Source organism: Embleya sp. NPDC055664 (assembly GCF_053618075.1).
In genome coordinates this window covers 91,430-103,896 of the sequence record NZ_JBSHGZ010000016.1, presented here as the reverse complement: position 1 = coordinate 103,896, position 12,467 = coordinate 91,430, and the positions used below count along the sequence as shown (strand labels likewise).

The following is a 12,467-nucleotide window of genomic DNA, read 5'->3' as shown; positions in this document are numbered from 1 at the left end:
CCGTCGATCCGGCCCGAGGTCTTGTGGCGGCCGGGTTCGATCCATATCGTTTGGCCTCAAATAATATCGGGTTAGGAGACCTCCATGTCGGTCGGCGCCGATCTCGTCATGATCAATGGTCGGGTACTCACCGTCGATACCGCGTTCACCATCGCCGAGGCACTCGCCGTCCGGGCCGGCCGGATCGTCGCGGTCGGCTCGGACGCCGAGATCCGGCCGCTGATCGGCCCCGACACGACGGTGATCGACCTGGCCGGCCGCAGTGCGCTGCCCGGCATCGACGACTCGCATCTGCACGCGTGCGCGTTCGGCGCCACCCGGCCGCCGCTCGCGGTCGACGTGTCCCATCCCGCCGTCGGCTCGATCGCCGACATCACCGCCGCCGTCGCCCGACACGCGGCGACCCTCCCGCCGGACGCCTGGGTGATCGGGAACGGCTGGGACGTCGGCTACCTCGCCGAGTGCGGGCCGTCGGCGACCGGCGGCGCCCGCACACGTACGCCGCATCGCCGGGACTTGGACGCCGTGGTGAACGATCGCCCGGTCCTGCTCTACGAGTTCACCGGACACACCGCCTGGCTGAACAGCCGCGCCCTCGAACTGGCGGGCATCGACCGGCACACCGTCGCCCCGCCCGGCGGCATCATCGAACTCGACCCCGACGGCGAACCCACCGGCCTGCTCCGCGAGGGCGCGCAGAACCTGGTCAACGCGGCCGTACCGCCGATGACCCGGGCAGATCGGGAACGGGCGATCCGCGCGGCGGTGGCCATCTGTCACGCCGAGGGCATCACCGGCTTCACCGAGCCGGGCCTGGGCCCCGGCGGCGGCTCGCTCTTCCTCGGCGCGGCCGGCGCGGAGACCCTGGCGGTCTACGCCGACCTGGCGCGCAGCGGCGAACTCGACGCGCGGGTCAGCGTGTTGCTACTGCCGCTGGCCATGGGCGAAGCCGCCGACGTGCTGCCCGAACGCCTCGCCGCACCGCTTCCCGAGGGCATCGACGACCTGGACCCCCGGATCCTGCGAGTGCTCGGGGTCAAGGTCTTCGCGGACGGGATCCCGCCGAGCCGGACCGCGTGGATGCACGAGGAGTACGTCGGCGGCGGCAACGGCTGCCTGTGCATGCACGGCTCCACCGACGAGCTGCGTGTGGGCGAACTGCGCACCATCGTGCGCCACGCCCACGCGGCGGGCCACCAGATCGGCGTGCACGTCACCGGCGATCAGGCGATCGACGCCCTCGTCGAGGCATTCACGGAGGCCGCCGACGCGCACCCGCGCGAGGACGAGCGGCACTACGTCATCCACGGCGACTTCTGCACCCCACGCAGCCTGCGCACCCTCGCCGAGCACGGCTGGGGAGTGAACATGAACCCGGCGATCAAGTGGACGATCGCCGACCTGATGGACGGCGTGGTCGGCCCCGAACGCTCCGCCTACCAGTGGCCGGTGCGCAGCGCGGTGCAGGCCGGCATCGCGGTCACCGCGAGTTCCGACGCGCCGATCACCCACCCCGATTGGCGCCGAGGGGTGTCCGCGATGATGCTGCGCGAGTCGAAGGCGACCGGCAAACCCAGCGGCCCCGAGCAGTGTGTGGACCTGGCCACCGCGGTGCGCGCGTACACGATCAACGCCGCGCGCCAGGACTTCGCCGAGGACTGGAAGGGCTCCCTGGAGGTCGGCAAGGTCGCCGACATCTGCGTCCTGGCCGGCGACCTCACCACGGCGACCCCGCACGAGATCGCCGAACTGCCGGTCGCACTCACGGTGTTCGACGGCCGGATCGTGTACTCGGCCTGACCCGCCCCGAAGCCCCTTTCCCGATGCCCGATGCCCGACGTAAGGACCGCCATGCCCGCGCCCCGCATGATCCTCGTGCTCAGCGAGAACTGGACCCTGACCGACCCCCGCGACCTGCCCGCCCTGGTCCGCATGGCGGTGGAGGCGGAGGACGCCGGGTTCGACGGCGTCATGGTCAGCGAACACATCGTGCTCGGCCCGGGCTCGGACGCCAACGGGCTGATGGCGAACCCGCGCGAGTACGCCCTGCCCGGCAACCAGGACCCGGCGACGCCGTGGCCGAACTCGCTGCTCCTGCTCGCCGCGATCGCCGCGCGGACCACCCGACTGCGCCTGATCGCGGCCGGAGTGATCGCGCCGCTGCGCCATCCGCTCGCGCTGGCCCAGCAGTTGGCCACCCTCGATCTGCTGGCCCAGGGGCGCCTGGTGGTGCAGCCGATCGTGAGCCGGCACCCGCCCGAATACGCCGCCCTCGGCGTCCCGTACGAGCGCCGCGGCCGGCTCCTGGACGAACACCTGGCCGCCTGGGAGGTGTTGTGGCGGGACACCCCGGCTTCTTTCGCCGGCGAGGACTACCGCTTCGAAGACGCCTACCTGGTGCCCAAGCCCTACCGCGAATCGGGCCCGCGCCTGTGGATCGGCGGCAGTTCGGTACATCCCGCGCTGCTGCGCCGGTTGGTCCGGTACGGCCACGGCTTCCACCCGCTCGGCCGGCCCACCGACGCCGAACTGACCGACCTGCGCGCCGCTTTGGGCGAGGCGGGGCGCGATGCGGACGCCCTGGAGATGGTCGGCGGGATCCGGCCCACCTTCCCGGACGCGCACAGCCCCGCGCCGATCGAACTCGCCTTGGAGTCCATCCCCGGCCAACTGGAGCGCGGCTTCGGCACGATCTGCGTCAAGCCCTCCCAGTACACCGACGACCGGGCCGAAGTGGGCGCGCTGTGCCGCGACATCGTCCGACGGGTCGCGACGATGTGAGCCCCGCCCGCGCGCCGTGCGGTGCGCGACCCCGCCTGGTCCCGGCGCCTCGGGGTACCTTGACGCCGCTCAGACCGGTGCCACGTGGATCGGGTCCACCGGGACGTTGACCGTACGGGTGCCGCCGAGCAGACCCGGGAGGGTGAAGGCGACCTCGATCTCGCCGCCGAACCGGTTGGCCACCACCCAGCCCTCGGCGTCCGCGGGCACTTCCTGGCGAAGTCCGCCGCCGAGCGCCGTGATCGCCCTGACCTTCGTACCGATCTCCATCGCACACTTCCCTCGCCGTGATACCGGAATCGGTGGTAGTACCCGACCGATGCAAATCGGACACCACGCGTTGCGCCGATCGCGGCGGCCCCGGGCGACGGAGCCGGGGCCTACTCGTCGGCGTCGGTGCGGGCGCCGCTCAGGATCGCGTCGAGCAGGCCCGGGTAGCGGGCGTCGAGGTCGGCCCGGCGCAGCGAGAGCAGGTTCTCCCGACCGGAGGGCTCCTGGGTGATCACGCCGCTGTCCCGCAACACGCGCCAGTGGTGCGTCATCGTCGACTTCGCGGTCACGCCCAGCACGGCGAGCACGCTGCCGCAGTTGTGTTCCCCGCCCGCGTCGAGCACCCGCACCGCGCCGAGTCGCAGCGGGTTGCCGAGTGCCGACAGGACGCTCTCGATCCGGATCTGATCCCGGTCCGGGTGGCGGTAACTCATGCTCCCACTGTACCGCGACATTCGAACAATCCATTTCTACAGACCGGATGACCTGCGCCGATGTGGTCCCGCGCGGGCCCGTGACGGCGGTTCCAGCAAGGACCGGCCTTGCCTGTCAGTCCGACTGTACGCAATCATTCGTACGGTCGGCCTCGGCCGGGTGACCTCGCCCGTCGAGTGCCGGAACCATCCGGTGACCCACGAAGGGCGTATCCGCATGTCCACTTTCTCCGCGCCGACACCGCCGAGGGCCGCTGCCGGCGGGCGACACCTCGGCTGGACGTTGGCCCTGTTGGCCCTCGCGCAGCTGATCTACGCCCTCGATCTCAACATCGTGTTCGTCGCGTTGCCCGAGATCGGCGACGACCTCGGCTTCCCCGGCCAGACCCAGCAGTTGGTGGTCAGCGCGTATGTCGTCTTCGCCGGCGGCTTCCTGCTGGTCGGCGGGCGCGCCGCGGACCTGCTCGGCCGACGCCGAACCTTCGTGACGGCCCTGCTCGTCTACGCGCTGTCCTCGCTGGCGGGCGGCCTCGCGCCCGACTCCGGCACGATCATCGTGGCACGCGCGATCCAGGGCATCGGCGGCGCACTGCTGCTGCCGGCCACCCTGTCCCTGATCAACACCCTGTTCGAGGAAGGCCCGAAGCGTAATCGAGCTCTCGCGGTGTGGGGTGGCGCGGGCGCGAGCGGGCTGACCATCGGCGCCCTGCTCGGCGGCGTGCTGACCGAGAACTTCGGCTGGCCCGCGGTGTTCTTCGTCAACGTCCCGCTCGCCGGACTGGCCGCGCTCGCCGCGCTGTTCGTCATCCCCCGTGACCCGGCCCGGGGTATCCGCCGCCCGTTCGACCTGCCCGGCGCGCTCGGCGTCACCGGCGGTTCCACCCTCCTGGTCGCCGCCCTGGTCGAGGGTCCCGAACTGGGCTGGGGCAGCCCGTGGGTCGTCGGCGCGTTCGTCCTGGCCGTGCTGCTCCTCGCGGCGTTCGCCGCCGTCGAGGCGCGCACGCGGGATCCGCTGATGCCGTTCCGGCTGTTCCGCAATCGCAGCCTCACCGTCGGGATGGCGATCACGTTCATCTACATGGCCACCTTCGGCGTGCTGCCCTACTTCCTCACCGTGCTGCTGCAGAGCGTGCACGGCTACAGCGCGCTGGAGAGCGGACTCGCCTTCCTGATCCCCTCGGTCGCCATCGCCGCCGGCACCCAACTCGGCGAGCGCCTGGCCACCCGGTTCGGCAATCGCCGCACGCTCATCATCGGCTTCGTGATCGGCGCGATCGGTACCGCCGTACTCGCCGTCGGCTTCGACGAGGGCGCCGGCTATGGCCTGCTCGTACCCGGACTCGTGGTCTCCGGCGTCGGGCAGGGCATCGTCTGGACCGCCATGTGGATCGCAGCGGCCACCGGCACCGCTCCCGCCGAGCAGGGTGTCGCCAACGGCATCGCCTCCACCACCCTCAACCTCGGCAACGCCATCGGTCTCGCGGTGTTCACCGCCATCGCCGACATCGGCACCGACGGCAAGTCCGGCGCCGCGCTGCGAACGGCCACCGCCGACGGCGAGTTCGTGGTCGTCCTGCTCACCGCCGTGGGCATGGCCATCGGTCTCCTGGCCACCCTGGCGCTACGCCGCCACTCCACCACCACGACCCCCATCGCAGCCCGTTCGGCGCTTGAGGAGGATGCCGGAGAGTTCCCGAAAATCCGTTGACTTTTATTCAAAACAGCGCCTATTCTCGGCCCCGGCACGGTATATACGCACAGCGTCGAAGGCAGCTCCGCTCCGCGTCCCACGGCATCGCCCCGCGGCACCGAAATCCGGCCCCGCCCCGCTGCCCCGCCCCGATGTCCCGCGACGCGTCCCGGCCCACTCGCGTGCGTGCGCGTTGTCTCGGCGACTCGTGAACGGCCCGGTCCCACGAGAGGGGAACACAGTGTCCGCACGAAACGGCTCGGCATCGGAACGCGACCTCGGTACGGGCGGCCCGTCGGCGCAGGCCGACGAGGGGGGCACGAGTTGGCGGCGTGCGGCGGCGCTCGGCGCGGTGGGTTTCGGCGTGGTCGGCGTCCTCACCCTGGCCATGGCACAGGGCGCCCTCGCCGCCTCGTTCGCGGTGTCCGGGACCAGTTTCCAGGTGAGTTCGGGCAAGCTGAGCAGCGCCGGCCTGTCGTCCTACGTGAGCACCAACACCTCACTCGACGGCAAGGGACACCCGGTCTCGATGCTCGCCGTCGGCGACGCGACGCTGAGCGACATCTGCCAGTCGGCCAAGGTCAAAACCCCACTGGGGACGATCACGTTCAAGCTCACCGCCGGCGGCGACGCGGGCGCGGTGACCGCGAAGAACCTGATCATCAGCGCCGAAGACCTGGTCGGCGACGCGCAGTTCGGCACCGTGGAGATCGGCCGCGACGCGTCCACCCTGGACAAGGTGTCCGGTGCGCAGGGCGAGCGCGGCACGTTCGGCCTCCAGGCGGGCGACGTCTCGGTGGCCGGCGTGCGTTCGCACGCATGGTCGGCCACCGGCGGCACGTTCAACCTCCGGGGCCTGCGCGTCGGGGTGAGCCTCGACGGCGCCGGCTGCTTCTGATCCCGATCCCACCGGTGCGGTCACTGCCGCTGCCGCTTGCGCTCGCACGTCACCTCCGGAGGACGGAACGACATGGAGCCCAGATCGAGATTGGACCGCTACCTGCCGTTTCGGGCCGCGCGGCGGGTGGTGCGCCGCTGGCGGCGCACCCGGCCGTTCTGGAGCGGGGTGTATCTGATCGCGGGCGGCCTGGAGATCCTGGCCGTCCCGCTGTCCCCGCTGCCGGTGATGATCAGCCTGGGGATTGCCGGCATCGCGAGCCTGGCGATCGGAGTGATCCTGATCGTCGCCGGGTTGTTCATGTGGTTCGCGGCCCGACACCGGCACTTCGTCGGGATCTTCGCGATGATCGTCTCGATCTCGTCGTTCGTGGCGGCCAACCTCGGCGGCTTCCTGCTCGGCATGCTGCTCGGCGTGCTCGGCAGCGCGATGGGCGTCGCGTGGCGGCCGAACCGGGTGTCCGCCGGCGGCGAGACCGTGACGATCGCCGTGTTGCTGCCCCTGCTGCTCGTTGCGTCCATCCTCGGCCCGGTCGAGAACCGGGCCGGAGCGGTGGCGCACGGCGGTGGCCGGAGCACCGCCACCACCGTCACCGCCGCGCCACCGGCCGAGCGGATCGTCGTCGGTGCCACACCCCCGGCGATCACCGCGAGCTTCTTCGCCCCGGTCGGCTTCGCCCTGGCCGGGGTGACCACCCTGGACACCGCGCGCGGACCGCTGCGCGTACTGGTGCTGACCATGGACTCGGCCCGCCTGCGCGACTATCGCCTGTCCACCCGGGACGGCGCCGGGCCGGGGATGCGGATCGACACCACCCGGCTCGACCTGGACGGGCACGTCCGGATCTACCTGACCAGGCTGCACGGCTGTATCGAGGGCCTGCTCTGCCTCGACTTCGCGGCCGACGGCCTGCCGCTGCCCCCGATCATCCCGCCGTTCGTGTTCATGACCGACGTCCGCGCCGAGCAGGCGCTGGTCCGCACCGACCGGATCACCACGGACCTGAAGCTCACCTGAGCGGGCGCGACCCCACCGTCACATGTCGAACAGCGCGCTGACGCCCTCCCCGTCGTGGATCCGGCGCACCGCCTCGGCCAGGGCGGGGCGGTGACGTCGGATTGATCGGGCCGCCGCTCAGGTCCAGTCCCAGCCGATCCCGAGCAGGCCCGGGCCGACGTCCTGTTCGGCCAGGTGGACGATGCAGTGGCGGCCGTTCAGGGTCAGGTCGCGTCGGCCGGCGCGCGGTGCGGTCGCCGTGCTCTGTGTGAAGCGGCGGCAGTGCACGGGTAGTGCGGCCGGGTCGAAGCGCACCTGGAGCACGTACTGCCCGCAGGGGAAGGTGAATCCGCGGACATACTCCTTGCTCGGTCCGCCCGTGCCGTCCTCGAAGCCGTAGCCGAACACGTAGGTGTCACCGGCCCGCAACCGCGCGTCGAACAACAACTCCGCGACCAGAACGGCCGAATCGCCGCTCCACCGCACCCGGCCCACCCGGCAGTTCTCGTTCGCCCGCACCCGTACCCGCTCGGGCGCACAGCCCGGGTCGCCGACGTGGATGGCGAGATAGCGGTCCACCCCGTCGCGGTGCGCGCGCACCACGTGTTGCGAGGCGCGGCCCTGGAGTTCGCGGGCCGGGCCGACCCGGACCCGCTCCAACTGGCAGACGGTGTGCAGTCCGCCATCGGCCGGCGATTCCAGATCGGTGAGCAATCGCCCCAGCGAGCCGGACTCCTCGACCACCGCGCGATACGGCCGGGACGCGGTGCGCTCGCCGGTCGCCGGTTCGAGCAGCCGGGTCAGCGCGCGCGGCGGCAACTCCAGTACCTCCTCCAACGCCCTTACCGCGCGCAACGATTCGGCGCGCTGCGGGCGCCTGGCGCCCTGTTGCCAGTAGCTGAGACTGGTCACCCCGACGTGTACGCCGCGCTGGGCCAGCCGGTGTTGCACGCGGTGCAGGGCGAGGCCGCGCGCGGCCAGTGCCGCGCGCAACGCCAGATGGAACGGGCCCGCGCGCAACGCCCTCGCCAGTTCCGCCTCGACCGGATCGGGTCGGGTATCGGTCCGCGACATCGCTCGCCTCCCTTGTGAACGTTCACGGCCGTCCGGTCGGGGCCGGCGGTCCAGGCCGAGGTGTCCCGGTCGACCGGTCGCATGTCGTTCACACGCCGGTCGAGACGTTCACACCACCGCTTCACCCCGCATTGAAGCGTCTTGAAAGACACCACGACAACACCCGATGCTCCACCTTGCAGCGTCCGGACGCGCGCCACGTTCCACCTCTCGTCCCTCCGTTACGGAAGGAACGCCATGACTCGAACGTCCCCACGCACGGGCCCCGCGTCCGGTCGGCGCGGTGCCGCGGTGACCCTCGCCGTGGTCGCCCTGCTCTCCGCGCTGTTCGCGGTGCCGTCGGCGGCTTCCGCCACCACGTCCACCTCGGCCGCCGCCGGCTCCGGCTCCACTTCCGCCTCCGTCGCGACCGACGTCGCGGCGCCCGTCGCGCTCGGCGCCAAGCGGCTGAACATCACCATGCAGGCCCAGCAGAAGAGCAACTGGTGCTGGGCGGGAGCCGGCAACACGATCGCGACCTGGTACGGCCGCGGCTACAGCCAGAACCAGTTCTGCAACGCGGCATTCGGCCGATCCCAGAACACCGAGTGCCCCAACTCCCAGGCCAACCTGGGCAACGTGCAGAACGCGCTGGACTGGGCCGGGATCAACTCCGGCTCCTATGTGAACGGTTGGCTCCAGTACAGCACCGTACAGACCGAGATCAACGCCAACCGGCCGATCGAGACCCGGATCCAATGGTCGTCCGGCGGCGGGCACATGCACGTGATCTACGGCTACGACACCGCGCAGAGCTGGGTCTACTGGGGCGACCCGTGGCCGTCGAGCACCCGCTACAACTGGGCGTCGCACAACTGGTACGTGAACAACAACCAGTTCTCCTGGACCCACTCGCTCTACCGGATCGGAGCGTGACGCCATGACCACAGGCCCCATCAAGCGTCTGTTCGCGGCCGGCACCCTGGCCGCGGCGCTCACCCTGACGCTCACCCCCCAGGCCGCGCACGCTTCGTCCGTTCCCGCGCCGCCGGCGCCGGACGCGGCGAGCGTGAGCGCCGCCCGGGACGTGGTCGCCGCGCCGGGCACGTTGGACACACTGGCCAGGTTCTTCGCCCGGGACGGCGCGCTCACGGCGCCGAACGCGGCGCCCAGGATCGACGGCGACGTGGTCGCCGTGTACATGCTGTCCCCGGAGTTCGTCGCGGCCCGACCGGGCGCCGCGGTACCGATCGCCCGGCGGGAGTTCCTGGCCGGCACGGCGGTCGCCGCGGACGGCCGCCGGGCGTCGGTCTGGACGGCCGACACCGCGCAGGGCCCGCAGGTGGTCAACATCGCCGAGGGTGACGACGAGGCCCGCTACGTCGCCACCGGGGCGCGGTTGGCGCCCGGTGGGGTGGTCTTCCGCGAGCCGCAGATCAACGCCTGGTACGTACAGGCCGGCGACCGGGTGTCGCCGCTCAACGCCGACGCCGAGCACGCGATCGGCGCGGGCGGGACCACCGTCGCGGCCTACCAGCGGCGGGTACACCGGGCGTACGCCGACAAGTTGCCCGGTTCCGGCTACGACGCGAAGGGGTTGGCGGGCGGCTTCGGGCCCACCGACCCGGGTGCGGTGCGGTCCGGTTCCGGCGACGACCCGTTCGGCATGGCGCCCACCGCGTTCGCCGCGGCCGGGTTGCTCGGTGTGGCGGGTCTGGGCGGCGTCGTGGTGCGGGTGCGGCGGCGCCGTTCCTGAACCCGGGCCGACGCCGGTGCGGTTGCCGGCGACGTGAGCAGGGCCTTCCCGGCGACGGGGAGTCGGGTCTCCACCCCCGCCGACTCCCTTGCCGGGAAGGCCCTTTCGCGCTGCGCGCATTACATGCGGTCGGGCGCCTCGATGCCGAGCAGGTCCAGGCCGAGCGCCAGGGTGCGGGCGGTGAGTTCGCAGAGGGTCAGCCGGGAGTCGCGGGTCCCGGGCTCCGCGCGCAGTACCGGACACCTTTCGAAGAACGTGGTGAACGCGGTGGCCAGGGCGAACAGGTACTGCGTGAGCCGGTGGAAGTCCAGTGTTGCGCCCACCTCCTCGATCACCTCGGGCAGCGCGAGCAGGCGCAGGGCCAACTCCCGTTCGGCCGGCTCGCGCACGATCGGCACGACGTTCGGGTCCGGCGTCTCGATGCCGGCACGGCGCAGGATCGACAGGCTCCGGACCCGGGCGTACTGGAGATACGGCGCGGTGTTGCCGTCGAAGGCGAGCATACGGTCGTAGTCGAAGCGGTAGTCCTTGCGCCGATCCGCCGACAGGTCGCCGTACTTGACCGCGCCGATGCCGACCGCGCGGGCCACCTCCGCCCGGGTGTCCGCGTCCAGGTCCGGGTTCTTCCCGGCGATCGCCGCCCGTGCCCGGGCCACCGCCTCGTCGAGCAGGTCCGCCAGCTTGATCGACGCGCCCGCCCGGGTCCGCAGGATCCGGCCGTCGTCACCCAACACGTAGCCGAAGTCGACGTGTTCGACCCGGGTGGGCGCGGGCAACCAGCCCATGGACCGCGCGGTCGCGAAGACCATCTCCAGATGCTCGCGCTGCGGTGCGCCGATGACGTACAGCAGCCGAGTCGCGCCCTCCTCGCGCACGCGCTGCCGCACGGCGGCCAGGTCGGTGGCGGCGTAGTTGAAGCCGCCGTCGCTCTTGCGCACGATCAGTGGCAGCGGCTCGCCCTCGCGGTTGGTGAAGCCTTCGGGGAAGACGCACTGTGCGCCCTCGCTCTCGCGCAGCAGCCCGGCCGCGGACAACTCCTCGATGACGGACGGCAGTCGGTCGTTGTAGTGGCTCTCGCCGAAGAAGTCGTCCTCGGTGAGCCGCACGCCCAGACGGGTGTAGACGGTGGTGAAGTACGCCTTGGACGCGGCGACCAGCACGTGCCACAGACGCAGCGTGCTCGGATCGCCCGCCTGGAGCGCGACCACCCGCCGGCGCGAGCGCTCACGGAATGCCTCGTCGGCGTCGAACGCGCGGCGGGCGGCCTGGTAGAAGCCGGTCAGGTCGCCGACGGACGACTCGTGCGCGGCCTCGGCCTCGCCGACGTCGAGCAGGTGCTCGATGAGCATGCCGAATGGGGTGCCCCAGTCGCCGAGATGGTTGCGCCGCAGCACGGTGTGGCCCTGCCACTCCAGGATCCGCACCGCCGCGTCGCCGATGATCGTCGAGCGCAGGTGGCCGACGTGCATCTCCTTGGCGGTGTTGGGGCCGGAGTAGTCGACGAGGACGGTCTCGGGACGGTCGGTGCGGGGCACGCCGAGCCGGGGATCGGCGGCGATGTCCGCGAGCAGTGTGCCGAGTCGGGCGGGGTCGAGGTCGAGTTCGATGAAGCCCGGTCCGGCGACGCGGGCCGTCGGGCACAGGTCGCCGAGTCGGGCCAGTCGGAGAACGTCGGCCGCCACCTCACGCGCGTCGCGGCCCAGTCGTCGACCCAGGCCCAGGGCCCCGTCGCACTGGAAGTCCGCGTGCCGGCCGCGGCGTATCGACGGGTCGACGGGCGTACCCGCGACCTGTGCGAACGCCGGGGCCAGCCGCTCGATCAGCAGCTTCTCCGGATTGACCATGCCCGGAAGTTAGCCGACTCGGCGTGCTGCGCTCACCTGGATTTCCGGCGCCTGCGCGGCGATCGGCGTTGTTCAGCGATCGTCGGCGGGCGGGGCCGGGCGGGTGATGCGGTCCAGTTCGGCGGTGAGGGTGCGGGCCGCGGTCGCGGCCGGCATGCGGTCGGGGTAGAGCAGGACGTGCACGCTCAATCCGTCGATCAGCGCGAGCAGGCCGGCGGCGACGGCGTCCACGTCGACGCCGTCGACGAGTTCGCCGTCGTCGCGGGCGTCGGCCAGCACGCCGCGCACGATCACGCGCAGGTCCTCGCGTTCGCGCCGGTTGTTCTCGGCGACCTTGGCGCTGACCCGGGCCCGGTGCCACATGGCCAGTTCGAGGACGGTTTCGTCGACCCGGTCCGCGTCGAGCGGGAGCAGGTCGGTCAGTCCCTCGCGCAGCGCGGCCAGACCGAAGCGGCCGGCGGTGAGGTCGAAGAAGCGCCGGGCGATGCGCCGGTGCGACCAGTGCACGGCGGCGAGCAGGACGTCGTCGGCGTCGGCCAGGCCGAGGTCGGTCACGGGGGGTTCGAGCGCGGCGGCGACCCGTTCGGGCGCGACCGCCGCGCCGCCGCCCGCGACCACCAGCCGGAAGGCGACGGCGCGCACCCGGTCCTCGTCACGAGCTGCATCCCGGGGACCCGACATACCGGCAGCCTACGGCCTGACCGGGCGATTCCGGTGGACCCGGTGCCCGGGGCGCGGGCGGCGT

General features: G+C 71.9%; 12 protein-coding genes. 7 read left to right on the top strand and 5 right to left on the bottom strand.

All coding sequences use genetic code 11. The features are described 5' to 3' along the window. The first annotated feature begins 84 nt into the window (after positions 1 to 84). Positions 85 to 1,800: an amidohydrolase gene (locus ACWGR4_RS25140; RefSeq protein ID WP_452132915.1), complete on the top strand. Its 1,716-nt coding sequence runs from the start codon at positions 85 to 87 to the stop codon at positions 1,798 to 1,800. A 51-nt stretch (positions 1,801 to 1,851) separates the two neighbouring features. Then, positions 1,852 to 2,781, top strand: a complete 930-nt coding sequence (locus tag ACWGR4_RS25135) for an LLM class flavin-dependent oxidoreductase (protein WP_452132914.1) — start codon at positions 1,852 to 1,854, stop codon at positions 2,779 to 2,781. Positions 2,782 to 2,850: 69 nt separating this feature from the next. Here ACWGR4_RS25135 and ACWGR4_RS25130 read toward each other — a convergent pair whose 3' ends face one another. Together ACWGR4_RS25130 and ACWGR4_RS25125 are read right to left on the bottom strand one after the other, a co-directional pair. After that, a complete protein-coding gene (locus tag ACWGR4_RS25130) occupies positions 2,851 to 3,051 on the bottom strand; it encodes a hypothetical protein (RefSeq protein WP_380007291.1) in 201 nt (66 codons plus the stop codon). Positions 3,052 to 3,161: 110 nt separating this feature from the next. Then, positions 3,162 to 3,485, bottom strand: a complete 324-nt coding sequence (locus ACWGR4_RS25125) for an ArsR/SmtB family transcription factor (protein WP_380007287.1) — start codon at positions 3,483 to 3,485, stop codon at positions 3,162 to 3,164. 217 nt (positions 3,486 to 3,702) lie between these two features. Here ACWGR4_RS25125 and ACWGR4_RS25120 point away from each other — a divergent pair, with 217 nt between their 5' ends. The 3 genes from ACWGR4_RS25120 (at position 3,703) to ACWGR4_RS25110 (ending at position 7,090) form a co-directional block, all read left to right on the top strand. Continuing rightward, positions 3,703 to 5,193, top strand: coding sequence for an MFS transporter (locus ACWGR4_RS25120; protein WP_452132913.1), 1,491 nt, complete (start codon positions 3,703 to 3,705; stop codon positions 5,191 to 5,193). A 223-nt stretch (positions 5,194 to 5,416) separates the two neighbouring features. Continuing rightward, positions 5,417 to 6,073 carry a DUF6230 family protein gene (locus ACWGR4_RS25115; RefSeq protein WP_452132912.1) on the top strand — a complete coding sequence of 219 codons (657 nt, stop codon included), beginning with the start codon at positions 5,417 to 5,419 and terminating at the stop codon, positions 6,071 to 6,073. 72 nt (positions 6,074 to 6,145) lie between these two features. Next, positions 6,146 to 7,090, top strand: coding sequence for a DUF6114 domain-containing protein (locus ACWGR4_RS25110; RefSeq protein WP_452132911.1), 945 nt, complete (start codon positions 6,146 to 6,148; stop codon positions 7,088 to 7,090). A 117-nt stretch (positions 7,091 to 7,207) separates the two neighbouring features. Here ACWGR4_RS25110 and ACWGR4_RS25105 read toward each other — a convergent pair whose 3' ends face one another. After that, on the bottom strand, positions 7,208 to 8,143 hold the full coding sequence (locus tag ACWGR4_RS25105; RefSeq protein ID WP_452132910.1) for a hypothetical protein: 936 nt from the start codon (positions 8,141 to 8,143) through the stop codon (positions 7,208 to 7,210). A gap of 237 nt (positions 8,144 to 8,380) precedes the next feature. On the opposite strand from ACWGR4_RS25105, the gene ACWGR4_RS25100 reads away from it, so the two are divergent. Together ACWGR4_RS25100 and ACWGR4_RS25095 are read left to right on the top strand one after the other, a co-directional pair. Further along, positions 8,381 to 9,058, top strand: a complete 678-nt coding sequence (locus tag ACWGR4_RS25100) for a papain-like cysteine protease family protein (RefSeq protein ID WP_380007272.1) — start codon at positions 8,381 to 8,383, stop codon at positions 9,056 to 9,058. A 4-nt stretch (positions 9,059 to 9,062) separates the two neighbouring features. Further along, a complete protein-coding gene (locus ACWGR4_RS25095) occupies positions 9,063 to 9,878 on the top strand; it encodes a hypothetical protein (RefSeq protein ID WP_452132909.1) in 816 nt (271 codons plus the stop codon). Positions 9,879 to 9,997: 119 nt separating this feature from the next. Here the strand turns inward: ACWGR4_RS25095 and argS are convergent, their stop codons facing one another. Both argS and ACWGR4_RS25085 read right to left on the bottom strand, forming a co-directional pair. Then, on the bottom strand, positions 9,998 to 11,722 hold the full coding sequence (gene argS / locus ACWGR4_RS25090) for an arginine--tRNA ligase (RefSeq protein ID WP_452132908.1): 1,725 nt from the start codon (positions 11,720 to 11,722) through the stop codon (positions 9,998 to 10,000). Between the two features lie 72 nt (positions 11,723 to 11,794). Then, entirely contained in the window at positions 11,795 to 12,403 is a 609-nt protein-coding gene (locus ACWGR4_RS25085; protein WP_452132907.1) for a TetR family transcriptional regulator C-terminal domain-containing protein, read from the bottom strand. Positions 12,404 to 12,467: the final 64 nt, after the last annotated feature.